20 protein-coding genes and 1 pseudogene are annotated in these 24,462 nt (G+C 58.5%); 15 read left to right on the top strand and 6 right to left on the bottom strand.

The window, feature by feature from the left end; genetic code table 11:
- Positions 1-42: 42 nt before the first annotated feature.
- Together ispE and lolB are read right to left on the bottom strand one after the other, a co-directional pair.
- The gene (gene ispE, locus KW829_RS02065) at positions 43-912 is read right to left on the bottom strand and encodes a 4-(cytidine 5'-diphospho)-2-C-methyl-D-erythritol kinase (RefSeq protein WP_089599483.1); all 870 of its coding nucleotides are present in this window, start codon (positions 910-912) and stop codon (positions 43-45) included.
- Positions 909-1,520, bottom strand: a complete 612-nt coding sequence (lolB, locus tag KW829_RS02060; protein ID WP_010432909.1) for a lipoprotein insertase outer membrane protein LolB — start codon at positions 1,518-1,520, stop codon at positions 909-911. Before lolB ends, ispE begins: the two co-directional genes overlap by 4 nt.
- A gap of 201 nt (positions 1,521-1,721) precedes the next feature.
- Here lolB and hemA point away from each other — a divergent pair, with 201 nt between their 5' ends.
- From hemA to kdsA, 6 genes and pseudogenes are all read left to right on the top strand, one after another.
- Entirely contained in the window at positions 1,722-2,978 is a 1,257-nt protein-coding gene (gene hemA / locus KW829_RS02055; RefSeq protein WP_010432912.1) for a glutamyl-tRNA reductase, read from the top strand.
- A gap of 41 nt (positions 2,979-3,019) precedes the next feature.
- A complete protein-coding gene (gene prfA / locus KW829_RS02050; RefSeq protein WP_010432915.1) occupies positions 3,020-4,102 on the top strand; it encodes a peptide chain release factor 1 in 1,083 nt (360 codons plus the stop codon).
- Entirely contained in the window at positions 4,102-4,932 is an 831-nt protein-coding gene (gene prmC / locus KW829_RS02045) for a peptide chain release factor N(5)-glutamine methyltransferase (RefSeq protein ID WP_218307494.1), read from the top strand. Before prfA ends, prmC begins: the two co-directional genes overlap by 1 nt.
- A pseudogene (locus KW829_RS22900) lies at positions 4,908-5,051 on the top strand (siroheme synthase); the annotation flags it as partial. The gene prmC and the pseudogene KW829_RS22900, both read left to right, overlap by 25 nt.
- A 14-nt stretch (positions 5,052-5,065) precedes the next feature.
- Positions 5,066-5,875: an invasion regulator SirB1 gene (gene sirB1, locus KW829_RS02040; protein ID WP_089599489.1), complete on the top strand. Its 810-nt coding sequence runs from the start codon at positions 5,066-5,068 to the stop codon at positions 5,873-5,875.
- Between the two features lie 36 nt (positions 5,876-5,911).
- On the top strand, positions 5,912-6,766 hold the full coding sequence (gene kdsA / locus KW829_RS02035; protein ID WP_029741601.1) for a 3-deoxy-8-phosphooctulonate synthase: 855 nt from the start codon (positions 5,912-5,914) through the stop codon (positions 6,764-6,766).
- 94 nt (positions 6,767-6,860) lie between these two features.
- Here kdsA and chaA read toward each other — a convergent pair whose 3' ends face one another.
- On the bottom strand, positions 6,861-7,961 hold the full coding sequence (gene chaA, locus KW829_RS02030) for a sodium-potassium/proton antiporter ChaA (protein ID WP_010432924.1): 1,101 nt from the start codon (positions 7,959-7,961) through the stop codon (positions 6,861-6,863).
- Between the two features lie 270 nt (positions 7,962-8,231).
- On the opposite strand from chaA, the gene chaB reads away from it, so the two are divergent.
- Together chaB and KW829_RS02020 are read left to right on the top strand one after the other, a co-directional pair.
- Positions 8,232-8,462: a putative cation transport regulator ChaB gene (chaB, locus tag KW829_RS02025; RefSeq protein ID WP_042715159.1), complete on the top strand. Its 231-nt coding sequence runs from the start codon at positions 8,232-8,234 to the stop codon at positions 8,460-8,462.
- A 177-nt stretch (positions 8,463-8,639) separates the two neighbouring features.
- On the top strand, positions 8,640-9,335 hold the full coding sequence (locus KW829_RS02020; protein WP_089601438.1) for a gamma-glutamylcyclotransferase: 696 nt from the start codon (positions 8,640-8,642) through the stop codon (positions 9,333-9,335).
- 30 nt (positions 9,336-9,365) lie between these two features.
- Here the strand turns inward: KW829_RS02020 and KW829_RS02015 are convergent, their stop codons facing one another.
- From KW829_RS02015 to KW829_RS02005, 3 genes are all read right to left on the bottom strand, one after another.
- The gene (locus KW829_RS02015; protein ID WP_010432930.1) at positions 9,366-9,605 is read right to left on the bottom strand and encodes a DUF1883 domain-containing protein; all 240 of its coding nucleotides are present in this window, start codon (positions 9,603-9,605) and stop codon (positions 9,366-9,368) included.
- 194 nt (positions 9,606-9,799) lie between these two features.
- A complete protein-coding gene (locus tag KW829_RS02010) occupies positions 9,800-11,584 on the bottom strand; it encodes a methyl-accepting chemotaxis protein (RefSeq protein ID WP_108417818.1) in 1,785 nt (594 codons plus the stop codon).
- Positions 11,585-11,690: 106 nt separating this feature from the next.
- A complete protein-coding gene (locus KW829_RS02005) occupies positions 11,691-12,044 on the bottom strand; it encodes a DsrE/DsrF/TusD sulfur relay family protein (protein WP_120158334.1) in 354 nt (117 codons plus the stop codon).
- 73 nt (positions 12,045-12,117) lie between these two features.
- Here KW829_RS02005 and nasR point away from each other — a divergent pair, with 73 nt between their 5' ends.
- The 7 genes from nasR to KW829_RS01970 all read left to right on the top strand — a co-directional run bounded on the left by nasR (position 12,118) and on the right by KW829_RS01970 (position 24,462).
- Positions 12,118-13,302 (top strand): nitrate regulatory protein NasR, encoded by a 1,185-nt coding sequence (gene nasR / locus KW829_RS02000; RefSeq protein ID WP_218307493.1) that lies wholly within the window; start codon positions 12,118-12,120, stop codon positions 13,300-13,302.
- A gap of 227 nt (positions 13,303-13,529) precedes the next feature.
- Positions 13,530-14,777, top strand: coding sequence for a CmpA/NrtA family ABC transporter substrate-binding protein (locus tag KW829_RS01995; protein ID WP_218307492.1), 1,248 nt, complete (start codon positions 13,530-13,532; stop codon positions 14,775-14,777).
- 2 nt (positions 14,778-14,779) lie between these two features.
- Positions 14,780-15,658 carry a nitrate ABC transporter permease gene (gene ntrB, locus KW829_RS01990; protein WP_218307491.1) on the top strand — a complete coding sequence of 293 codons (879 nt, stop codon included), beginning with the start codon at positions 14,780-14,782 and terminating at the stop codon, positions 15,656-15,658.
- 9 nt (positions 15,659-15,667) lie between these two features.
- Positions 15,668-16,456 carry an ABC transporter ATP-binding protein gene (locus tag KW829_RS01985; RefSeq protein ID WP_042715167.1) on the top strand — a complete coding sequence of 263 codons (789 nt, stop codon included), beginning with the start codon at positions 15,668-15,670 and terminating at the stop codon, positions 16,454-16,456.
- 13 nt (positions 16,457-16,469) lie between these two features.
- The gene (nirB, locus tag KW829_RS01980) at positions 16,470-20,456 is read left to right on the top strand and encodes a nitrite reductase large subunit NirB (protein WP_218307490.1); all 3,987 of its coding nucleotides are present in this window, start codon (positions 16,470-16,472) and stop codon (positions 20,454-20,456) included.
- Entirely contained in the window at positions 20,453-22,930 is a 2,478-nt protein-coding gene (locus KW829_RS01975) for a nitrate reductase (protein ID WP_218307489.1), read from the top strand. Before nirB ends, KW829_RS01975 begins: the two co-directional genes overlap by 4 nt.
- A gap of 125 nt (positions 22,931-23,055) precedes the next feature.
- Positions 23,056-24,462: a YchO/YchP family invasin gene (locus KW829_RS01970; protein WP_218307488.1), complete on the top strand. Its 1,407-nt coding sequence runs from the start codon at positions 23,056-23,058 to the stop codon at positions 24,460-24,462.

The following is a 24,462-nucleotide window of genomic DNA, read 5'->3' as shown; positions in this document are numbered from 1 at the left end:
TATTAAAGAGCGCGATGCAACGTCTGGAACAGGGTGACGTTGTCACCGAAACTCAGTCTGCGCCAGTAAGGTCTGCTGTAGGGGGGAGGTGTTCATCCCGCGTGCTACAAAACCATGCAGCCAAACCGGCGCTTGCTCAAGCACCTGACGAGCGGCGGATTCGGTGTCAAATTCAGCAAAGACACAGGCCCCTGTACCCGTAAGGCGCGACGGCGCGTATTCTAACAGCCAGGAAAGCACCGCATCAACCTCGCGAAAACGTTTTCTTGCGATATCCTCGCAATCGTTGCTGAATTCACAATTTAATAACGTTTCTATTGACCGTTCCGGGGTATTTCTTTTCAGGTCAGGATCTTTAAAGATGACCGGCGTTGGTATGCTCACGCCAGGGTGGGCAACCAGATACCATTTTTCCGGCGGGTCGACTGGCGTGAGGATCTCGCCTACGCCCTCGGCAAAAGCCGCATGACCGCGAACAAACACCGGGACATCAGCCCCCAGCGTCAAACCTAAGGCTGCCAGTTCGTCCTTTGACAGCCCGCAGCCCCAGAGATGATTCAGCGCAACCAGTACGGTCGCGGCGTTAGATGAGCCGCCGCCCAGCCCGCCGCCCATCGGCAGACGCTTCTCGATACGGATATCCGCACCGCTTCCTGAGGGCAGACGACCTGATTCCGCTGCGGCTTTCATCAGAAGGCGCGCGGCGCGCACGATCAGGTTGTCCTCATGCGCCACGCCTTCAACGGGCGTCAGCAGACATATCTGTCCATCCTGGCGCAGCTCAATGGCGATCGTGTCGCCATAATCAATAAACTGAAACAGCGTCTGCAGGGTGTGATAACCGTCAGCACGCTGGCCGGTGATGTATAAAAACAGGTTCAGTTTTGCCGGAGAGGGCCAGTGGGTCATCATTTAACGATCCAGTTGTCCATTTTCAGCTTAATGCGCTGGCTGCCTTGCGTCAGCTCCATATTCGACGGCAACGAGGGTTTACTCTTGCTGTCATAGGCGCTGTACACCACTTTCCACGTCTTGCCATTCTGAGTGTAGTTCACCTGGCTGAGACGGTATTGATCGTCAAGCTGGTAGTCGGTTGCCTCACCCGGCAGACCGAGGATCCACTGGCGCAGGCTGTTGAGCGGGATAGGCATCCCCGTCAGTTTGCCAATCATCTCTTCGGCATCTGTCGCGGTGTAGTGCTGGCCTTTGTTATCGGTGATCTGCGCTTCGCCCGGTTTGGCGATAAGCTCCAGTTCGGTGCTGCCCAGCGGATTTAACAGCAGCAGGCGATAATTGTCCTGACCCGTTTGTTGCCAGAAGAAACGTGCATAAACCTTTTGCTCGTCAGAGAGATAAGCGAAAGCGCCTCGGGTCTGGTACTGGCTCAAATTACGGACGTCCTGCTGGTGCTGACGCCACTGCGGTGAATCAGGGCTTTTGCCCGGGCCTTTTGGTTGGGTGACGGTACATGCGGTCAGAACCAGTGCCGCCAGCGGCAGCAGGCGAATCAGTCGGGTCATAATGAGGACAAATCCTTGAGATACGTTGCAGTTATAACTGTTAATGCTAGCGTCCCACAGTGCTACCGTCTACGTTCAAATTATCTCAAAGCGTTGTGTAACCTATTACTCCGAAAGGGGGCAGTCTCTTTTATTGATCTCGCGCATCCTGTATGATGCGTTCTGCTAACCTTATTAACGCTGGTACTACTCCCGCTCAACATGACCCTATTAGCACTCGGCATCAACCACAAAACAGCCCCGGTTTCACTGCGAGAACGCGTGACGTTTTCGCCGGATACGCTCGACCTGGCGCTGGATAGCCTGCTTGCACAACCGATGGTGCAGGGGGGCGTGGTGCTCTCGACGTGCAACCGTACCGAGCTGTATCTCAGCGTGGAAGAGCAGGATAACCTGCACGAGGCGCTGATCCGCTGGTTATGCGACTACCACAACCTCAACGAAGAAGAACTGCGCAATAGCCTGTACTGGCATCAGGACAACGATGCGGTCAGCCATCTCATGCGCGTGGCCAGCGGGCTGGATTCGCTGGTGCTGGGCGAACCGCAAATTCTTGGGCAGGTGAAAAAGGCGTTTGCGGATTCGCAAAAAGGGCATCTGAAGGCCAGCGAGCTGGAGCGTATGTTCCAGAAGTCGTTCTCCGTGGCAAAGCGAGTGCGAACCGAAACCGACATTGGTGCCAGTGCGGTTTCGGTTGCTTTCGCGGCCTGTACCCTCGCTCGTCAAATCTTTGAATCCCTGTCGACCGTCACCGTGCTGCTGGTGGGCGCGGGCGAAACCATCGAACTTGTGGCGCGCCATCTGCGCGAGCATAAAGTGAAAAAGATGATTATCGCCAACCGCACCCGCGAGCGTGCGCAGGTGCTCGCGGACGAAGTGGGCGCAGAGGTCGTTGCGCTGAGCGACATCGATGAACGCCTGAAAGAGGCGGATATTATTATCAGTTCTACCGCCAGCCCGCTGCCGATTATCGGTAAAGGGATGGTGGAGCGTGCGCTGAAATCCCGCCGTAATCAGCCGATGCTGCTGGTAGATATTGCCGTCCCGCGTGATGTTGAACCCGAAGTGGGCAAACTGGCGAACGCCTATCTCTACAGCGTGGATGACCTGCAAAGCATCATTTCGCACAACCTTGCCCAGCGTAAAGCGGCAGCGGTGCAGGCGGAAACCATTGTTGAGCAGGAAACCAGTGAGTTTATGGCCTGGCTGCGCGCGCAAAGCGTCAGCGAGACCATCCGCGAGTACCGCGGGCAGGCTGAACAGGTGCGTGATGACCTGACAGCCAAAGCGTTAGCGGCCCTGGAACAGGGCGGTGACGCAAATGCAATCATGCAGGATCTGGCGTGGAAACTGACCAACCGCTTGATCCATGCACCAACCAAATCTCTTCAGCAGGCTGCCCGTGACGGGGATGATGAACGCCTGACTATTCTGCGCAACAGCCTCGGGCTGGAATAGCGCCCTACACCCATTTTCTATTACAAGGTGCACTTACGCCTATGAAGCCTTCTATCGTCGCTAAACTGGAAGCTCTGCATGAGCGCCATGAGGAAGTTCAGGCGCTGCTCGGCGATGCCGGGACCATCGCAGACCAGGAACGTTTTCGCGCACTGTCGCGGGAATATGCGCAGTTGAGTGATGTGTCTAAATGCTTTACCGACTGGCGACAGGTTCAGGAAGATATTGAAACCGCGCAAATGATGCTCGACGATCCTGAGATGCGCGAGATGGCGCAGGAAGAGCTGCAGGACGCAAAAGCGCGTTCTGAAGAGATGGAACAACAGCTCCAGGTGCTTCTGCTGCCGAAAGATCCGGACGATGAGCGTAACGCGTTTGTGGAAGTGCGCGCCGGTACCGGCGGTGACGAAGCCGCGCTGTTTGCTGGTGACTTGTTCCGTATGTACAGCCGCTACGCCGAAGCGCGTCGCTGGCGCGTAGAGATCATGAGTGCCAACGAAGGCGAACATGGTGGCTATAAAGAAGTTATCGCCAAGATCAGCGGCGACGGCGTGTACGGTCGTCTTAAGTTTGAATCCGGCGGTCACCGCGTGCAGCGCGTGCCTGCGACAGAATCTCAGGGACGTATTCACACCTCAGCCTGTACGGTTGCGGTGATGCCGGAACTGCCGGAAGCCGAACTGCCGGACATCAATCCGGCGGATCTGCGAATTGATACGTTCCGCTCCTCCGGGGCGGGCGGTCAGCACGTTAACACCACCGACTCCGCGATCCGTATTACCCACCTGCCAACCGGTATTGTGGTGGAGTGTCAGGACGAACGTTCCCAGCACAAAAACAAAGCTAAAGCGTTGTCTGTACTGGGTGCACGTATCCGCGCCGCCGAAGTGGCGAAACGTCAGCAGGCGGAAGCGTCTACGCGTCGTAACCTGCTGGGCAGCGGCGATCGCAGCGATCGTAACCGTACCTATAACTTCCCGCAGGGCCGCGTGACCGACCACCGCATCAACCTGACGCTGTACCGTCTGGATGAAGCAATGGAAGGTAAGCTCGATATGCTGATTGAGCCTATCGTGCAGGAATACCAGGCCGACCAGCTGGCGGCACTGTCCGAGCAGGAATAATGGATTTTCAGCGCTGGTTACGTGAGGCGGTCAGTGAGCTTTCAGAAAGCGAAAGCCCGAAACGCGACGCCGAAATATTGCTTGAGCATGTGACGGGTAAATCCCGCACGTACCTGCTGGCTTTTGGTGAGACGCTGCTGACCGCCGAGCAGGAAGCGCAGCTCGCCGCGCTGCTTGCCCGCCGTAAGACGGGCGAGCCGGTGGCGCACCTTGTCGGCGAACGTGAGTTCTGGTCGTTACCGCTGTACGTCTCGGCGGCAACGCTGATCCCACGTCCAGACACCGAGTGTCTGGTGGAGCAAGCGCTGGCGCGTTTACCCACAGCGGCCTGTAGCATTCTTGATCTCGGTACTGGCACAGGCGCTATTGCGCTCGCGCTCGCCACTGAGCGGCCCGATTGCACAGTAATGGCGGTGGATGTGATGCCAGACGCGGTGACGCTGGCGCAGCGTAACGTGGAACGTCTTGGCCTCGGCAACGTGACGGTACTGCAGAGTAGCTGGTTTACCGCGCTGGAGAATCGCTTATTTGCGCTGATTGTCAGCAACCCGCCTTACATCGACGAACATGACCCGCACCTTGCGCAGGGCGATGTTCGTTTCGAACCACTGACTGCGCTGGTTGCGGCCAATGAAGGTTTAGCCGATCTTGATCACATTGTGACAACGTCACGACAACATTTGCTTCCCGGTGGCTGGCTGCTGGTGGAACATGGCTGGACGCAAGGGAACGCGGTGCGCGCGCTGTTCACTAATGCGGGTTATCGCGAAGTGGCAACCTGCCGCGATTACGGCGGCAATGAACGTCTGACGCTGGGACAGTGGGTATGAATCTCCGCTATCTGCCATTAACTGATAAAGGCGCATGGCTGACTGAAAAGTGGTTTGGCGTTATCATCTACATCGTTTTGAGTTTTATCGCGTCTGGACGTCATTGTACGCGCAGTCGTTACTGGGGTAAGTCATGAGGTCCTTAGCCGATTTCGAATTTAACAAAGTGCCGCTGTGTGAAGGCATGATCCTGATTTCTGAAATGATTCGCGATGATTTTACGTCGCAGTACGTCCACGCGGAGCTGGAGAATCTGGTCAGCCTGGCACGGGAGGAGATCAGTCAGGCGCGTCCGCAGGACTGGCAATTAGAGAAGCTGCTAGAGCTTTTCTACGGCGAATGGGGTTTCTGCGACACGCGTGGCGTGTATCGCCTGTCAGACGCATTATGGCTGGACCAGGTCTTGAAGAATCGTCAGGGCAGCGCCGTCGCGCTGGGATCCATTTTGCTGTGGGTCGCCCATCGTCTGGATATTCCGCTGGTGCCGGTCATTTTCCCGACGCAGATGATACTGCGTGCGGAGTGGCTGGACGGCGAGATGTGGCTCATTAATCCCTTCAACGGTGACACGCTGGATGAGCACACGCTGGACGTATGGCTGAAAGGCAATATCAGCCCGGTGGCCGAGCTCTTCAACGAAGACCTCGACGAGGCGGATAACGCCGAAGTGATCCGCAAGCTGCTGGATACGCTGAAGTCTGCGCTAATGGAAGAGCGTCAAATGGAGCTTGCGCTGCGTGCCAGCGAAGTGCTGCTGCAGTTCAACCCGGAAGATCCGTACGAAATTCGCGACCGCGGCCTGATTTATGCGCAGCTCGATTGCGAGCATGTGGCGCTAAGTGATTTGAATTATTTCGTCGAGCAATGTCCGGAAGACCCGATTAGCGAAATGATTCGTGCGCAGATCAACGCGATCTCGCACAAACAAATTACACTGCATTAATCTTAATTCCGACTCACACCTGAACAAGGCGATCTTATGAAACAAAAAGTAGTTAGTATTGGTGATATCAAGGTAGCAAACGACCTGCCGTTCGTGCTGTTTGGCGGCATGAACGTGCTGGAATCCCGCGATCTCGCCATGCGTATCTGCGAGCACTACGTGACCGTGACCCAGAAGCTGGGCATCCCGTATGTGTTTAAGGCCTCTTTTGATAAAGCCAACCGCTCCTCCATCAACTCTTACCGTGGCCCGGGCCTGGAAGAAGGGATGAAGATTTTCCAGGAGCTGAAGCAGACCTTTGGCGTGAAAGTGATCACCGACGTGCATGAAGCCTCTCAAGCGCAGCCTGTGGCTGACGTGGTAGACGTGATTCAGCTTCCGGCATTTCTGGCGCGTCAGACCGACCTGGTTGCGGCGATGGCGAAAACCGGTGCTGTCATCAACGTGAAGAAACCGCAATTCGTGAGCCCTGGACAGATGGGTAACATCGTCGATAAGTTCATTGAAGGTGGCAACGACAAGGTGATCCTGTGTGACCGTGGCGCAAACTTCGGTTACGACAACCTGGTAGTGGATATGCTGGGCTTTAGCGTGATGAAGAACGTCTCCGGCCAGTCTCCGGTGATTTTCGACGTGACGCACGCTCTGCAGTGCCGCGACCCGTTTGGCGCAGCCTCTGGTGGTCGTCGTGCCCAGGTTACCGAGCTGGCGCGTGCCGGTATGGCGACCGGACTGGCAGGCCTGTTCATTGAAGCGCACCCGGATCCGGCTAACGCGAAATGCGATGGTCCTTCCGCACTGCCGCTGGATAAGCTGGAGCCGTTCCTGAAACAGATTAAAGCGATTGACGATCTGGTGAAGAGCTTCGACGAGCTGGATACCAGCAACTAATAAAAAAACCCGCTTCGGCGGGTTTTTTTATGTTTACTCCCTCTCCCTGTGGGAGAGGGTTGGGGTGAGGGCATCAGGCCGCACCGGATCAATCTCACGCAAAAATCGTCATCAAATACGCAATAAACAACGCCATATGCGCCGCGCCGTTCAACACGTTGGTTCGTCCGGTAGAGAATGAAATCTGGCACAGCAGCAACGAGGCCACCATCACAATCATCTCCGGCGCACCCAGCGCAAACTGCAGCTCGTTGCCCGTCATAAAGGCAATCAGCGTCACCACCGGAACGGTAAGTGAAATCGTCGCCAGTACGGACCCGAAGAACAGGTTCATCGCGCGCTGCACCTGATTATTCAACACCGCTTTCAGCGCGCCCAGCCCTTCAGGGGACAAAATCAGCAGCGCCACCAGGAAGCCAGTAAACGCCACCGGCGCGTTCAGCTCGGTTAACAGCGTTTCCAGCGGGTTGGCGTTCATCTTGGTGACGGCAATCACCGCAATCAGATGCACGATCAGCCAAACCGTATGCCACGCGCTGCTGTGGGCCGACGGCTTGCCGTGGTGCGGGTCATCGTCGTCGCCGTCGTCTTCATGCTCATACACAAACAGGCTCTGGTGCGTTTTCGTCTGAATCAACAGGAACACGCCGTACATGGCGGCGGAAATGAGTGCGACCAGCAGCGCCTGACCGGTAGAGAAATTTGCACCCGGCAGCGCCATCGGGAACACCAGCACGATAATAGCCAGCGGGAAGAGGGCAATCAGATACTGTTTAATGCCGAAGAGGTTCATATACTGGGTCGCGAACTTGCGGCCGCCCAGCAGCAGAGAGAAGCCCACCAGGCCGCCCGTCACAATCATAATGATCGAGTAGAGCGTGTCGCGCATCAGCGTCGGCGCGGCATCGCCTGTGGCCATGAGCGCGGAAATCAGGCTGACTTCGAGAATAACAACGGAAAGGCTGAGAATTAACGAGCCGTACGGCTCACCCAGACGGTGGGCTAATACGTCCGCGTGACGAACTACGCTAAAGGCGCTGGTTAAGATGCCGACCAGCGCAAGAATATTGATACCAACCACCACTGGCAGTGACTGACTGCTTCCCCAGAAGAGCAGCACAGCCAGTGCCAGAACCGGGAAAATGAGCGACGTCTCCTTGTGGCGGGTCTTAACCGCCTCGTGTGTTGTTGTCATGTGCTTCTCCATCAATGCAGGTGCTTGTAATTATAGATAGATTTTTGAGGGCATTAAACTAACAGATATCTGATAAATACCGTTGAAGTTTTACTTAATTTTACGGTTTGAGGTTAATATTTATTATTACTGCCATAAAGCGCAGTTATCAATAAAATAGTACTGTATTACAGTAAATTAGATTAATTAATTAAGCATAAATTAAATCAACCTGGCAGGCGCGGGCATCCTCAACCACACTTATCTCTTTAGCAAAAAGAGAGGTTTTCGATGCCATATAAAACGAAACGCGAGTTACCCGATAGCGTGCAGCACGTCCTCCCTGCCCACGCGCAGGATATCTACAAAGAAGCCTTTAACAGCGCCTGGGATCAATACAAAGATAAGGACGATCGCCGGGATGATGCCAGCCGTGAAGAGACGGCGCACAAGGTCGCCTGGGCCGCCGTAAAACATGAATACGAGAAAGGCGACGATGATAAATGGCACAAAAAGAAATAGCCGCAAAATAATAAGCTGCCTGCATTTTGACTTTTCAGGCGGTTCAACTTCCGTTGTATTGCAACTGGTCCGCTAATTGCTTATCGTTATTTAACTGCTGGCAAAATGACCAGCATAGAATGCCGGGAAGGCGAATTACAGATGTCGCAAGGAAGCATGCAGTGGCGGAGGTGTAATGTGTTAACGCGTGATTTCTTAATGAAGGCAGATTGTAAGACGGCATTTGGTGCTATTGAGGAATCGCTTCTCTGGTCAGCTGAACAACGGGCGGCGTCACTTGCTGCCACGCTTGCCTGCCGCCCGGATGATGGCCCGGTATGGATTTTTGGCTACGGTTCCCTGATGTGGAACCCAGCTCTCGAATTTGTCGAATCGGCAACGGGAACCTTGCCTGGCTGGCACCGCGCGTTTTGTCTGCGCCTGACGGCCGGACGCGGCAGCGCGTGCCAACCGGGGCGCATGCTTGCACTGAAAGAGGGCGGGCGCACCACGGGTGTCGCTTACCGCCTGCCGGATGCCACGCTGGAGGAGGAGCTGACGCTGCTCTGGAAGCGCGAGATGATCACCGGCTGCTATATGCCGAGCTGGTGCAAGCTGGAACTGGATGACGGACGCACCGTCAATGCGCTGGTATTTATTATGGATCCGCGCCACCCGCTATATGAAGCGGATACCCGTACGCAGGTGATCGCGCCCTTGATTGCCGCGGCCAGCGGGCCGCTGGGGACCAACGCGCAATATCTGTTTTCACTCGATCAGGAACTGACGCGTCTGGGCATGCAGGACGAATGTTTGAATGAGCTGGTCATGAAGGTGAAAGCGCTGCTGGAAGGGAACCTGCTTAATAACCCGCTACGTCCGGGTTTTGCCTGAAAAAACGCCCGGCTAAACCGGGCGTTCGTTTTATGCGGCAACGTAGCTGACCGAATGCTCCAGTGACTGACTGTGGCTGTCAATCAGGACATCCCAGGTGCCGGTATAAGGCACGGTCAGCCACGCCTTGTCATCCTGCACCGTCAGAATATCCGCCTGCGATTGCTTCTGCGCTTTTGAACTCATGAGATGAATGCGGCAGCGTTCTGAGCAACGTACCACGACCGTATCCCCGCCAAACAGTTTCAAACTTGTCTTCACCAGTGCCATTTTTTACCCCGTCGATTTTGCCCATCCCGAGCGTGATATTGTTCACAATTTACTCATTGCATAACACCAAAGGGGAGGGGGAAGGATGATGATTTTGATCAAAAAATGGCATAACGTTTAAACAAAAATGACAAAGTGCCTGAAAGCATTCAGCTGGCGCGTGTTTTACCCGGTTAACCCGCGCCAGAAGAAAATTAAATGCGGAAATGGCCGGCGGTTTCAGCAAGGTCGCCCGCCTGACTCTGCAGCGCGCTGGCCGCTGCGGCAGACTGCACCACCAGTTCGGCGTTCTGCTGCACCATTCTGTCCAGATGCGTTACCGCGTGGTTGATCTCGTGAATGCCTTTCATCTGCTCGCTGGTGGCAATTGAGATTTCACGCATAATCCCCGAGACGCTACCGATGCTGGAGCGGATCTCATCCATACTTTCTCCGGCCAGATGCACGTAGCGCGAACCCGTTGCCACGCTGTCGGTCGTAGAATCGATAAGGGATTTGATCTCTTTCGCCGCCTGAGCGCTGCGGCTGGCGAGGTTTCGCACTTCTCCAGCCACCACCGCGAAGCCGCGGCCTTGTTCGCCCGCGCGCGCCGCTTCGACCGAGGCGTTCAGCGCCAGAATGTTGGTCTGGAAGGCAATGCCGTCGATGACGCTGGTGATATCGCCAATCTTCGCCGAGGCCACCTCAATCGACTGCATGGTAGTGATAGCCTGAGAAACCACTTCCCCCCCGCGCGACGCTGCAGCAGAGGCTTTGCTTGCCTGCTCGTTCGCTTCTGCCGCAGATTCATTTGACTGGGTGACGGAGGCGGTGATCTCTTCGACGGCGCTGGCGGTTTCGCGAAGGCTTGATGCCGCTTGCTCAGTGCGCCCGGAGAGATCCTGGTTACCGGCTGCGATTTCCTGCGCCGCATTTTTCACCGAGGCGCTGGCGTCGCGCAACTGGACCATCACGACCGAGAGCTTATCGCTAAACGCGTTGAACGCCTGGGCAATTTGCGCCACTTCGTCATCACCGCTGTCCGGCAGGCGCTGCGACAGGTCATTGGTGCCGTTAGCGATGTTATGCATGGCGTCGCGAATATCGGACAAACGCTTCAACAGGCGGGCTATCAGGAAATGAACAATCGCGCCGCTCAGCAAGGCGAGGATCACCAGCGACAGCGCAGAGGCTTTCAGCAGCGAGCGCATGCCGGAGGTAGCATCGTTGTTATCGAGCGCCACGGCCAGCATCCAGTGCGTGCCCGGCACGGCGGTTGCCACGAAGGTTTTTTCGCTGCCGTTGAACGTCCCCTCAACCAGGCTACCGCTTTTCAGTGCCGCAAAATCGGTCCCTTTGATGGTTTCAGCGAATGGCTTGAGCGTGAGCGCCGGATCGCTGGCGGCAATCACCGTGCCATCGCTATCAAGGAGTAACCCGCTGCTGGCAGGCGTCGGGTGAATACCACGTACGTTAGCCACCACGCTGTCCATCGCCACGTCGCCCGCCACAACCGCTTTCAGCGCACCGTTCTCCTTCACCGGTACCGCAAAGGTCACCACCAGTTTCCCGGTGCCCGCGTCCACGTACGGGGCGGTCACGACCGGGCCGTCAGTACTCACCACCTGCTGATACCAGGGACGGATCGTGGGGTCATAATCTGCCGGGACGCCCGCCGGGTCGGAGAACTTCGCCGTTTTGCTGGCGTAGCCGACATAGACGTTGGTGAAGCCACCCGCCTGCGCAAGCTGTTTGAATACCGGAACCGGATCGTCATTCAGCGCAACGGTCTGCGCGGAGGCTATCACCGTCATTTTGCTTTTAACCCAGTCTGCAATCGCCATGTTATGGCTGGCGCTGGTGCTGGTCAGAATATCGCGCTGCGACTGCTGGTTATCCTGGCGCGTAACCTGGAAATTAATGACGGTATTGAGAAGAAGGGCGACGATCAGGCAACCTGTCGTCGCGGCAATAATACGGGCACGAATGGATCTGAACATAAGTGAAATACCTGCTGTGTTGTTTCCATGCCTATCGGCAGCCGCGCAGGTAAACTTGATGCTGAAACCGCGTCCATAAGAAAATAATATTTTTACGGGTTTATTATTAAAAAGTTAATACTTTATCGGCGGTCAGGGTCCAGTCGGCCAGCTCAACCAGCGTCCCAATCTCGACGCCATCAATCAGCGGTAGCCCGGTGATACCGCGCCCGTCGGTGCAGGTCTTACAGAGTTTGACCGGCACATTTTGCGCGGTCAGGATCTCCAGCATCTGCTGGATGTTGTAGCCCTCGGCGGGTTTTTGTCCCTTGAGTCCTGCGGTGACGGCGTCCGACATCAAAAAAAGGCGCAGCTCAAGTGCGCTCTCTTTCTCGCGCAGCGCTATCGCCAGTCGCAGGCTGTTGAAAAGGGATTCGCTACCGTAGGCCGCACCGTTGGCGACGATCACAATCTTCTGCATGTTGACTCCTGTTGTTTGAAAGGCACGAATATTGCTTAACTCTCCGGGAGATTCGCTACCCGGGAGAGTAAGCATGACATTAATGGCGGGCAGTTCACCCGCGGCAACCGAGTGGTTCCAGCGCGCGACATTACTTCGCCGGGAGCAGCTCGGCAGGCTGGCTGCGTTGGGCGTGCTGGTTAACGGCATCAGCCGCCTTGTGCATATGCTCCAGTGCGAGCGCGGGGCATCCAACGTCTGGCTCTGCTCTCAGGGTAAGCTGTATGCCCCCGAATGCAAAGCCAGTCGCGGGCTGGTGGATGAAAACCTCACTGCGCTGCAGGCCATGCTGAAAGCACAATTCCCGGTCACGGGGAGCGGCGTTTGTGAGCGCATCGCCTGTGCGTTACTCAGCCTGGAAACACTGCCTTTGCTGCGTGACGGGATAGACAGCCAAAGCATAACGGCACCTCAGGCAATGGATCATTACTGCCGGATGCTTCGCCATCTGCTCAGTATCGTACCGCAACTCAATGACAGCATTGACGATCCGCAAATCGCGGGCCGTTTTGTCGCCCTTTATAGCCTGATGCAGGGCAAAGAGCTGGTGGGGCAAGAGCGGGCACTCGGGGCGATAGGCTTCACGCAGGGCTTTTTCACTGATGAAACCCGCCAGCGACTGGTAGACAGGATTGACGGGCAGCAGGCCTGTTTTGAGATCTTTTTATCCCACAGCCACGCTGAGGTGCAAAACACCTTTGCCCACAACTGCCAGCCCGATCGAGAAACAGAGCAACTCCGGCGCGTCGCCTGCACCCGTCAGCCCGCCGCTGACAATGGCAATACCGCGCTGAACTGGTTTGCCCTGCAAACCTCGCGTCTTGAACATCTGCGCACGCTTGAAGAAATGGTGATTGCCGATCTGATGGTGGCGGTGGATGACGCGATTCATGCGTCCGGTGAAGCCACGATGAGTGGCGAAGAGCATGACGATCCTCTTGCGCTTTACCCGGATAAACCCTTGCTGCTGCTGGTTCGCCAGCAGGCGCGAGAGATAGACCAGCTCTCCCGCCAACTGGCATCACTCCGCGATACGCTGGAGGAGCGTAAGACCATTGATAAAGCCAAAAGCGTGCTGATGACGCATCAAAGCATGAGTGAAGAACAGGCGTGGACGGCACTGCGTAAAATGGCGATGGACAAGAACCAGCGCATGGTCGATATCGCGCGCGCACTGCTCACCGTGAAGAATCTGTGGCAGCTAACACCAAAGGAGTAGTTGCACAATCAGTGGGCATTTAATGCCTGATTGAGGTGCGCTAACGCGACAGCTATCAGGTTAACGCCCCGAAAGCAGGGCCTTAAAACCTGGCATTCCCTTTGCATTATCTGTTTAACCATTTTCGACGATGCGCCAACGGCGGTGCATGCGTCTTCGGGATAAAGGCGTCCAGCGGTGCTCCGGCACGGCGGGCGCTTTTTTTTGGCTTTTTTTCAGGAGTGGTCATGGCGGATTTGTCGAGACGGCGGTTTTTGCAGGCCAGCATGCTGGCGAGTGGCGCAATGCTGTTACCGGGTGTCATGCAGGCCGCGTGGGCGGCAGGCTCGGATAAACCGGAGCAGGAAACGGTGCGCATCGGGTTTATCCCGCTGACCGACTGTGCCCCGGTGGTTATCGCGGCGCTGAAAGGGTTTGATAAAAAATACGGCATTACCATCGTGCCCACCAAAGAGGCGAGCTGGGCGGCGGTGCGCGACAAGCTGGTGGCGGGCGAGCTGGATGCCGCGCACATTCTCTACGGCCTGCTGTATGGGCTGGAACTGGGCATCGCCGGCAAGCCACAGCAGATGGCGAACCTGATGACCCTTAACCAGAACGGTCAGGCCATCACGCTCTCCAGCGATCTGGCGGAGAAGGGCGTTCACGATCTCGACGGGCTGAAAAAGCTGATTGGGCAGCAGGCGCCTGGTACCTACACCTTCGCGCACACCTTCCCGACCGGGACGCACGCCATGTGGCTCTACTACTGGCTAGCCAGTGCGGGCATTAACCCCTTCGACGATATCCGGACCGTGGTGGTGCCGCCGCCGCAGATGGTGATGAACATGCGCATTGGCAACATGGTGGGCTTTTGCGTCGGCGAGCCGTGGAACGCGCGGGCGATTAACGACCGCATCGGCTTCACCGCCGCCACGTCGCAGTCCATCTGGGCCGACCATCCTGAAAAAATCCTCGGCACTCGCCGCGACTGGGTGGAGAGGAACCCGCATACTGCCCGGGCGCTGGTGAGCGCCGTGATGGAAGCCGCACGCTGGATCGACGCCTCCCCGGAAAACAAACGCGAGACCGCGCGGATCCTCTCCCGCCGCGCCTGGCTCAACTGCAAAGAGCAGTACCTCACCGGACGGATGCTGGGCGAATACGACAACGGCCTGGGCCAGCGCTGGCAGGACGCGCACCCGATCCGCTTCTTCAACGAGGGAGCCGTCAGCTACCCGTATCTCTCTGACGGCATGTGGTTCCTGACCCAGTTCCGCCGCTGGGGTTTGCTTAAATCTGCACCTGACTACGCGGGCATCGCGCGACGGATTAACCAGACCGCAACCTGGCAGGATGCTGCCACCGCGGTGGGGGGCATTACCGCACCGGCATCACCACTACGCAACAGCACATTGATGGACGGCACCGTCTGGAACGGTACCGACCCGGAAGGATACGCCAACCGCTTCGCCATTCATCGTAAAGGGGCCTGATTATGCTGCATCTGCAAAAGACGACATCACAAGAGACACCCGTGAGTGGGGAAGTCATCCCCCTGCCACCCGTGCAGGTTCGCCGTCGCACCCCGGCATTTGCGCGTCGGATTAACGACCTTCTCCAGCGCATCATTCCGGCAATGCTGGGCCTGGGATTGCTGGTGCTGCTGTGGCAGCTGGCGGCCATCAACAGCAAAGGCTTCCCGACGCCGCTGAGCACCCTGGATTCGGCCATCACCCTGTTTGCCGACCCGTTCTACCGCGACGGGCCAAACGATATGGGCATCGGCTGGAACGTGCTGGCCTCTTTACAGCGCGTGGCGGTGGGGTTTGGTCTCGCGGCGTTAGCCGGTATTCCGCTCGGCTTTCTCATTGGCCGTTTCACCTTTTTCTCGCGCATGTTCAACCCGCTGATTGCGCTTCTGCGTCCGGTTAGCCCGCTGGCCTGGTTGCCTATTGGTTTATTGCTGTTCCAGAAAGCAGAGCCCGCGTCGAGCTGGACCATTTTTATCTGCTCCATCTGGCCGATGGTGATCAACACCGCCGAGGGCGTGCGCCGCATTCCGCAGGATTACCTCAACGTGGCCCGCGTGCTGCAGCTCTCCGAGTGGACGATCATGCGCCGCATCCTCTTCCCGGCCGTGCTGCCTGCGGTACTGACCGGGGTGCGTCTCTCCATCGGCATCGCCTGGCTGGTGATCGTCGCCGCCGAGATGCTGACCGGCGGGTTGGGCATTGGCTTCTGGATCTGGAACGAGTGGAACAACCTCAACGTCGAAAACATTCTCATCGCCATCGTCATCATTGGCGTGGTCGGGCTGCTGCTGGAGCAGGGGCTGATGCTGATCGCCCGTCGCTTTAGCTGGCAGGAAAAATAAGGAGCGAACATGAAACCATTAATTCAGGTCCAGGCCGTGAGCCAGCGTTTTTCCACCGCCAGCGGCGAGTTTCTGGCACTGCAAAACGTCTCTTTTGATATTCACGAGGGCGAAACCGTCAGTCTGATCGGTCACTCCGGCTGCGGCAAATCGACGCTGCTGAACCTTATCGCAGGGATCACGCTGCCGACGGAAGGGGGGCTGATTTGCGACAACCGCGAAATCGCCGGGCCAGGGCCCGAGCGCGCGGTGGTGTTTCAGAACCACTCCCTGCTGCCGTGGCTGACCTGTTTCGACAACGTGGCGCTGGCGGTGGATCAGGTCTTCCGTCGCACCATGAGCAAGGCCGAGCGCAAAGAGTGGATTGAGCACAACCTCGACCGCGTGCAGATGGGGCACGCGCTGCACAAGCGCCCGGGGGAGATCTCCGGCGGCATGAAGCAGCGCGTCGGCATTGCCCGCGCGCTGGCGATGAAGCCGAAAGTGCTGCTGATGGATGAACCCTTCGGGGCGCTCGATGCGCTGACGCGCGCCCATCTGCAGGACTCGGTGATGCAGATCCAGCAGGCGCTCAACACCACCATCGTGCTCATTACCCACGACGTGGACGAGGCGGTGCTGCTCTCCGATCGCGTGCTGATGATGACTAACGGCCCGGCGGCCACCGTGGGAGAAATCCTGCGCGTTGACCTGCCGCGCCCGCGCAACCGGGTGCAGCTGGCGGACGACAGCCGCTATCACCACATGCGCCAGCAGATCCTGCATTTCCTCTATGAAAAGCAGCCGAAAGCGGCGTAGTGAGGGGGCTTTGATGCGACTGGTCATTATCGGAAATGGCATGGCGGCCACGCGGCTGATTACCTCGCTCACCGGGCGTGCTGCCGGTCATTTCGCTATCACCGTCATCGGTGACGAACCTGAGCATGCCTATAACCGCATCCAGCTTTCGCCGGTGCTGGGCGGTGAAAAAGCGGTGGCGGACATCTGCCTTCAGGATGATGAGTGGTACCAGGCGCGCGGCGTGACGGTGCTGCGGGGCGAAAAGGCGATTGCCGTGAAAGTGGATACGCGGGAAGTGCAAACCGCCGCCCGCACGCTGGGCTGGGATGCGCTGGTGTTCGCCACCGGGTCAACGCCCTTTATTCCGCCCATCCCCGGCGGCAATGCGCCACACGTATTCACGTTCCGTACTCTGGAGGATACCCGGGCCATTCAGGCAACCGCCGGTCCGGCGGTGGTGCTGGGGGGCGGCGTGCTCGGGGTTGAGGCAGCAGCAGCGCTGGCACGCAAAGGTGATGACGTCACTGTTGTTCATCGTGGTCCGTGGCTAATGGAGCAACAGCTGGACCAGCAGGCGGGAATGCTGCTGGAAGAGGCGCTGGCGGCGCGGGGCGTGTGCTGCGAGCTTTCCTCAGGCATCGCGGCAATTAACGGCAATAGCGTGATGCTGCTTAATGGGCACAGCATCGCCGCCACGCGCGTGGTGTTGGCGACCGGCGTGCAGCCGAACGTTGCGCTGGCGCACGCCAGCGGCATTCGCTGCGCGCGCGGCATCGTGGTGGATCACCAGATGCAGACCTCCGCACCGAACGTCTACGCCATTGGCGAGTGCTGCGAAATTGACGGCCAGACGTTTGGCCTGGTCGCCCCCTGCATGGTGCAGGCGGATATCCTCGCCGCGCGGCTGGCCGGGGACGTCATCGCGCCGTTTGCCCAGACCGACAGCGGGGTGCGCCTCAAGGTGACCGGCGTGGAGTTGTTCAGCCTCGGTCGCGCGGCAGAGCAGGAGGGCGATGTGATCTGGAGCGCATGGGATCCGCTGACCCGTCACTATCGACGTTTACTGATCCATCAGGGGGCGCTGGCAGGCGTGCTGCTGATGGGCGACTGCCGCAGTGCGGCAACATTTACCGATTTACTGGCAACGGCTGCGCCCGCCCACGCGGACTGGCTGTTCGATCGTTTCACTACGCAACCGCAGGTTGCAGGACAGAACGCTATGACAAAACCTACTCTGGTGGTGGTTGGGCACGGTATGGTCGGCCACCATTTCCTCGAAGACTGCGTTAACCGCAATTTGCATCAGCAGTATCAGATCGTTGTCTTTGGCGAGGAGCGCTATGCCGCCTATGACCGCGTGCATCTGTCGGAATATTTTGGCGGGCGCAGCGCAGAGTCGCTCTCGCTGGTGGAAGGGGATTTCTTTGCCGACAGCGGCATTGAGCTGCGCCTGTCGCAGCAGATTGTCGCCATCGACCGCGACGCGCGCGTGGTGCGTACCGCCAGCGGGCATGAAACCCACTGGGACAAGCTGGTGCTGGCGACAGGCTCTTATCCGTTCGTCCCACCGGTTCCGGGCAACGATCTGCCGGGCTGCTTTGTCTACCGCACCCTCGACGATCTCGATAATATTGCCGCACATGCAAAGGGCTCGCGTCGCGGCGTGGTGATTGGCGGCGGCCTGCTGGGGCTGGAGGCGGCGAACGCCCTGAAGCAACTCGGGCTGGAAACTCACGTGGTTGAGTTTGCACCCAATCTGATGGCGGTGCAGCTCGACAACGACGGCGCGGCGATGCTGCGCAGGAAAATCGAGGCGCTGGGCGTTGGCGTTCACACCAGTAGAGCGACGACGGAGATTGCCACCGCGGACGGCGGACTGGTGCTGCGCTTTGCCGATGGTGAACAGCTGGAAACGGACATGGTGGTCTTTTCTGCCGGTATTCGTCCGCAGGACGCGCTGGCGCGCAGTAGCGGGCTGGCTATCGGCGAACGCGGCGGGATCTGCATTGACGACGGCTGCCGGACCTCCGATCCGGACGTGCTGGCCATCGGCGAATGCGCCCTGTGGGAGGGGAAAATCTTCGGTCTGGTCGCGCCCGGTTATCAGATGGCGCGGGTGGCCGCCGCCGCGCTGGCGGGTGAGGATAAAACCTTCACCGGGGCGGATATGAGCACCAAACTCAAGCTGCTCGGCGTGGACGTGGCCTCGTTCGGCGACGCTCACGGGCGCACGCCGGGGGCGCTGAGCTACCAGTGGACGCACGGTCCGCAGCAAATCTACAAGAAAATCGTGGTCAGCCACGACGGCAAAACGCTGCTCGGCGGCGTGCTGGTGGGTGACGCCAGCGAATACGCCACGCTGGTGCAGATGATGCTCAACGGGATAGCCCTGCCAAAAGAGCCGGAAACGCTGATATTACCCGCGTCGACGGGCAGCACGCCAAAAGCGCTCGGCGTGGCGGCGCTGCCGGAAAGCGCGCAAATCTGTTCGTGCCATAACGTCAGCAAAGGCGATATCTGCCAGGCGGTGAGCGCGGGGGCAACGGATATCGGCGCCATCAAGCAGTGCACCAAAGCGGCGACCGGCTGCGGGGGCTGCAGCGCGCTGGTGAAGCAGGTGATGGAGTTCCAGTTGGCGGAGCAGGGCGTGGAGGTGAAAAAGGATATCTGCGAACACTTCCCCTACTCGCGCCAGGAGATTTACCACCTGGTGCGCGTTAACCATATTCGCACCTTTGACCAGCTGATTAGTCGCTACGGGCAGGGGCACGGATGTGAGATCTGCAAGCCGCTGGTGGGGTCGGTGCTTGCCTCCTGCTGGAACGAGTATCTGCTGAAACCAGCACATCTGCCGCTGCAGGATACCAACGACCGCTACTTCGCCAATATCCAGAAGGACGGGACTTATTCCATCGTGCCGCGCATGCCCGCCGGGGAAGTGACGGCAGACGGGCTGATCGCCATCGGCCAGATTGCGAAACGCTATGACCTTTACAGTAAAATTACCGGCGGGCAGCGTATCGACCTGTTTGGCGCCACCCTGGAACAGCTGCCGGAGATCTGGCAGGCGCTGGTGGAAGCCGGGTTTGAAACCGGACACGCCTACGGGAAATCCCTGCGCACGGTGAAATCCTGCGTCGGCTCGACCTGGTGCCGCTACGGCGTGCAGGACTCCACCCGTCTCGCGGTCAGACTGGAACACCGGTACAAGGGGCTGCGCGCCCCGCACAAGATCAAAATGGCGGTCTCCGGCTGTACCCGCGAATGCGCGGAGGCGCAGAGCAAAGACGTGGGGGTGATTGCCACTGACAAGGGCTGGAACCTCTATCTGTGCGGCAACGGCGGGATGAAGCCGCGCCATGCGGACCTTTTTGCCAGCGATCTGGACGATGAAACACTGATCCGCACCGTTGACCGTTTCCTGATGTTCTACATCCGCACGGCGGATCGCCTGCAGCGCACCAGTACCTGGATCGAAAACCTGGAAGGCGGCCTCGACTATCTGCGCGAGGTGATCGTCAACGACAGCCTGGGTATCGCCCACGAGCTGGAGCAGGAGATGGCGCGGGTGGTAGAGACGTATCAGTGCGAATGGCAAACCACGCTCAGCGATCCCAATCGTCTGGCGCTGTTCCGCACCGCGGTGAACGCCGCGCCGTCGGATGAAAGCAAGCGCTGGCAGGAAATCTGCGGCATCGACGATATTCCCGAGCAGGCGGGCATTGGCGCGCGTCTTGGCCGCAAACCGATCGCGCTGTTCCGTTTCGGACAGCGAGTCTACGCCCTCGACGATATGGAGCCGGGCAGCAGCGCGAACGTGCTTTCACGCGGCATTCTCGGCGATGCGGCGGGCGAGCCGGTGGTGATTTCACCGCTCTACAAGCAGCGTATTCGCCTGCGCGATGGCTGCCAGGTGGATAACGGTGAACCTGCGGTACGCGCCTGGCCGGTGAAGATTGAAAACGGCAAGGTGTGGGTCGGGAACAACGCGATAGTGATGCGTGCGGAGGCCTCATGACGGAAACCCGGACAACGTGCCCCTACTGCGGGGTGGGCTGCGGCGTGGTCGCCAGCGTGGAAGGCGGAGCGGTAAGCGTTCGGGGGGACGAAACCCATCCTGCGAACTTTGGCCGCCTGTGCGTGAAGGGATCGGCCTTGGGGGAGACCACGGGGTTACAGGGGCGATTGCTGCGCCCCGTTGTTGACGGTGTTGAGGTGGGCTGGTCGCAGGCGCTGGGGGCGGCAGGCGAGCGACTCCAGGAGATCATCGACAAATGGGGGCCGCAGGCCGTGGCGTTTTACGCCTCCGGCCAGCTATTAACCGAGGACTATTATGTTGCCAACAAGCTGATGAAAGGATTTATCGGCGCGGCAAACATTGATACCAACTCCCGGCTCTGCATGTCTTCGGCGGTGGTCGGCTACAAGCGCGCCTTCGGCGAAGACGTGGTACCGTGCAGCTATGAGGACGTGGAAAACAGCGATCTGGTCGTGCTGGTGGGATCCAACGCTGCATGGACCCATCCGGTGCTGTATCAGCGGCTGGTGCAGGCAAAGCACAGCAATCCGCAGATGAAGGTGGTGGTGATTGACCCGCGCAGCACCGCCACCTGCGATATCGCCGATCTGCATCTGGCGCTTGCGCCGGGGAGCGATGCCGGATTATTTGTCGGCCTGCTGAATCTGATTCAGGGCGCGGATGAGTGGCCCGTTGAGCGCGTGGCGGCATTTTGCGGTCTTTCGCCGCAGGATATTGGCACCTTCTACGACTGGTTTATGACGGCACCTCGCGCTATCACGCTCTACACCATGGGGATCAACCAGTCCACCCGCGGCAGCGACAATTGCAACGCTATCATCAACGTCCATCTTGCCAGCGGCAAATTCAATCGTCAGGGCTGCGGCCCGTTTTCGCTGACCGGACAGCCTAACGCAATGGGCGGGCGGGAAGTGGGCGGGCTGGCAAATCAGCTGGCGGCGCATATGAGCTTTGAGCCGGACGATCTCTCGCGGGTGGCGCGTTTCTGGGGAACCGAGCGGCTGGCGCAGACGCCAGGCCTGATGGCGGTGGAGCTGTTTGACGCCATCGCCCGCGGCGAGGTGAAGGCGGTGTGGATTATGGGGACCAACCCCGCCGTATCGCTGCCGGACAGCCACGCGGTGTGTCAGGCGCTGGCGGCCTGTCCGCTGGTTATCGTTTCTGAAGTGATGCAGGAGACGGATACCAGCCGGTTTGCCCATATTCGTCTTCCGGCGCAGGGCTGGGGCGAGAAAAACGGTACGGTAACCAACTCAGAGCGGCGCATTTCGCGCCAGCGCGCGTTTTTGCCCGCGCCGGGCGAGGCAAAGCCGGACTGGTGGATTATTGCCCAGGTCGCTAAAAGCCTGGGCTATGGCGAAGACTTTGCCTGGGAACATCCGCGGGATATTTTTTGTGAACATGCGGCGCTAACGGCGTTTGAAAATAACGGCGAGCGCGCGCTCAATCTGGGTGAACTGGCGACGTTAAGCCGCGAGGAATGGGATGCGCTGGAGCCTTATCAATGGTGCGCCGGTCATTTTCCCTACAGACGGATTGTCCCGGTTATCCCATCGTTGCCCGCCGCGGGGATCAATACCCTGTACCCCCTGATGCTCAACACTGGCCGTATTCGCGACCAGTGGCATACCATGACCCGCACGGGATACGTCGCACGATTAATGCAGCATATCGCCGAGCCGCTGGTTGACATCTGCCGTTCAGACGCCGCGCGATATGGCGTGTGCGAGGGGCAGCTGGCGCGAATCGCTTCCCCCTGCGGGGTGATGGTTGCCCGGATCCATATTAACGACGCTCAGAAGGCGGGAGAGCTGTTTATCCCGATGCACTGGAATGCGCAATTTTCCCGTCAGGGGAAGGTCAATGCCCTGGTGGAAGGCCGCGTTGACCTGGTTTCAGGCCAGCCAGAGAGTAAACAAACCGCGGTCAGGATCCTACCCTGGCAGCCGGGCTGGCAGGGGGAACTTTACGCGCGTGACTTACCGGAACTGCCGTCCTTCGTGTACTGGTGGCGCAAAGCGACTCGTCTGACGCTGGCGGGTAATAAACCGTTCCTGCCATGGGTCTTGGATTACGCCAGCGGCAGGGGCTGGCAGCTGCAGGTTGCGCAGACCGGCGAGCGTAGCAGCGTGCTGGCCTGGCATAATGGCGAGCTGATGCTCGCCTTCTGGGAAGGAACCGCGCGACCGGAGCTGGCGCACCCGGTGATTGAAGCGGCTTTTCAGTCGCCCCCCTTAACGCCTGCTGCACGTCATGCGCTCCTCAACGGGCAGGGCGTGGGGGAGGTGGTGGATCCGGGGCGCATTATCTGTAGTTGTTTCAGCGTCGGGGAAAACGCGATACGCGAGGCGATTACCGGAGGGTGCGATTCCGTTTCGCTGCTGGGAGCACGTTTACGCTGCGGAACGAACTGCGGTTCGTGCGTGCCCGAGCTGAAAGCGCTGTTTGGATAGCGGTGTAAGGGCGACAATAATGTTCAGGATAATCCTGGAATTTCCGTTAAGCCTGCATTTCACTGCTTATCGCGTTAACATAGAAAGAATTGCCTTATGAACACAGGTCCTTATTTACGACGTTGATGGCTGTATCGTCCCGCATTCATTTGCTGTTTTTACTCTCCCTTCTTACGGCCGGAGCCGTTCACGGTGCGCCGAATTCCTTTATGCATCAGGCACAGAACCCCTTTGATAATAACGGGGATAGTTTGCCCGACCTCGGCATGGCGGCGCCAACGGGTGAGGGGGAGAAGCACCTGGCCGAAATGGCCAAGGCCTTTGGCGAAGCCAGTATGACCGACAATGGTCTGACGACAGGCGAGCAGGCGAAGCAGTTTGCTCTGGGTCAGGTACGGGATGTGGTGAGCGGGGAAGTGAACGAGCAGATTGAATCCTGGCTTTCCCCCTGGGGTAACGCCAGCGTAAATCTGCTGGTGGATGATGAGGGCAATTTCAATGGTAGCAGCGGAAGCTGGTTTATTCCCTGGAACGATAACAATCGTTACCTGAGCTGGAGCCAGCTGGGCCTGACGCAACAGACGGACGGTCTGGTGAGCAATGCCGGGATTGGCCAGCGATGGGTCGCCGGAGACTGGCTGCTGGGCTATAACACCTTTTACGATAACCTGCTTGAGGAAAACCTGCAGCGCGCCGGGCTGGGGGCAGAAGTGTGGGGGCGAAATCTACGCCTGTCGGCGAACTACTATCAGCCGTTCGCCAGCTGGCGCGACAGCGCGGATCTGCAGGAACAGCGTATGGCGCGCGGGTATGACATCACTGCTAAAGCCTGGCTGCCGTGGTTCCATCATCTGAATACCAGCGTCAGTTTTGAACAGTATTTTGGCGATAACGTCGATCTGTTTAGCAGTGGAACCGGCTACCACAACCCGATGGCGGTCAATCTGGGACTCAACTATACCCCCGTTCCGCTGGTGACCCTGACGGCTGCCCATAAGCAGGGAGAGAGCGGCGTCAGCCAGAATAACCTCGGGCTTAAGCTCAACTATCGGTTTGGCGTGCCCCTGGTCAAACAGCTGTCCGCCAGCGAAGTGGCTGTGACGCGTTCGCTGCGCGGCAGTCGCTACGATTCGCCAGAGCGGGAGAACCTGCCGGTCATGGAGTTCCGCCAGCGCAAAACGCTGTCGGTCTATCTGGCAACGCCGCCGTGGGATCTGAAAGGGGGCGAAACCGTCATGCTGAAGCTGCAAATACGCAGCAAGCATGGTATTCGCCAGCTGCACTGGCAGGGGGATACGCAGGCGCTGAGCCTGACCGCACCGGCTGACAGTACCAGCAGCGACGGCTGGAGCGTCATTATGCCCGCATGGGATAACGCTGAGGGTGCAACTAACCAGTGGCGGTTGTCGGTGATCGCGGAAGATAAAGACGGGCAGCGCGTCTCTTCCAATGAGATCGCGCTAACGGTGGTTCAACCGCTGGTCGCATTGCCCAACGACGATCCACGGTGGAAGCTGCTGCCGGATGAGTAA

Source organism: Enterobacter sp. ENT02 (assembly GCF_019219165.1).
GTDB classification, from domain to species: Bacteria; Pseudomonadota; Gammaproteobacteria; order Enterobacterales; family Enterobacteriaceae; genus Enterobacter; species Enterobacter mori.
This window is presented reverse-complemented; position numbering and strand designations above follow the sequence as displayed.

Excerpts from the sequence above, each read along its gene's own strand:
- ispE (WP_089599483.1), bottom strand. The coding sequence starts at position 912 with ATGATGACCCACTGGCCCTCTCCGGCAAAACTGAACCTGTTTTTATAC.
- lolB (WP_010432909.1), bottom strand. The coding sequence starts at position 1,520 with ATGACCCGACTGATTCGCCTGCTGCCGCTGGCGGCACTGGTTCTGACC.
- hemA (WP_010432912.1), top strand. The coding sequence starts at position 1,722 with ATGACCCTATTAGCACTCGGCATCAACCACAAAACAGCCCCGGTTTCA.
- prfA (WP_010432915.1), top strand. The coding sequence starts at position 3,020 with ATGAAGCCTTCTATCGTCGCTAAACTGGAAGCTCTGCATGAGCGCCAT.
- prmC (WP_218307494.1), top strand. The coding sequence starts at position 4,102 with ATGGATTTTCAGCGCTGGTTACGTGAGGCGGTCAGTGAGCTTTCAGAA.
- sirB1 (WP_089599489.1), top strand. The coding sequence starts at position 5,066 with ATGAGGTCCTTAGCCGATTTCGAATTTAACAAAGTGCCGCTGTGTGAA.
- kdsA (WP_029741601.1), top strand. The coding sequence starts at position 5,912 with ATGAAACAAAAAGTAGTTAGTATTGGTGATATCAAGGTAGCAAACGAC.
- chaA (WP_010432924.1), bottom strand. The coding sequence starts at position 7,961 with ATGACAACAACACACGAGGCGGTTAAGACCCGCCACAAGGAGACGTCG.
- chaB (WP_042715159.1), top strand. The coding sequence starts at position 8,232 with ATGCCATATAAAACGAAACGCGAGTTACCCGATAGCGTGCAGCACGTC.
- KW829_RS02015 (WP_010432930.1), bottom strand. The coding sequence starts at position 9,605 with ATGGCACTGGTGAAGACAAGTTTGAAACTGTTTGGCGGGGATACGGTC.
- KW829_RS02010 (WP_108417818.1), bottom strand. The coding sequence starts at position 11,584 with ATGTTCAGATCCATTCGTGCCCGTATTATTGCCGCGACGACAGGTTGC.
- KW829_RS02005 (WP_120158334.1), bottom strand. The coding sequence starts at position 12,044 with ATGCAGAAGATTGTGATCGTCGCCAACGGTGCGGCCTACGGTAGCGAA.
- nasR (WP_218307493.1), top strand. The coding sequence starts at position 12,118 with ATGACATTAATGGCGGGCAGTTCACCCGCGGCAACCGAGTGGTTCCAG.
- KW829_RS01995 (WP_218307492.1), top strand. The coding sequence starts at position 13,530 with ATGGCGGATTTGTCGAGACGGCGGTTTTTGCAGGCCAGCATGCTGGCG.
- ntrB (WP_218307491.1), top strand. The coding sequence starts at position 14,780 with ATGCTGCATCTGCAAAAGACGACATCACAAGAGACACCCGTGAGTGGG.
- KW829_RS01985 (WP_042715167.1), top strand. The coding sequence starts at position 15,668 with ATGAAACCATTAATTCAGGTCCAGGCCGTGAGCCAGCGTTTTTCCACC.
- nirB (WP_218307490.1), top strand. The coding sequence starts at position 16,470 with ATGCGACTGGTCATTATCGGAAATGGCATGGCGGCCACGCGGCTGATT.
- KW829_RS01975 (WP_218307489.1), top strand. The coding sequence starts at position 20,453 with ATGACGGAAACCCGGACAACGTGCCCCTACTGCGGGGTGGGCTGCGGC.
- KW829_RS01970 (WP_218307488.1), top strand. The coding sequence starts at position 23,056 with ATGGCTGTATCGTCCCGCATTCATTTGCTGTTTTTACTCTCCCTTCTT.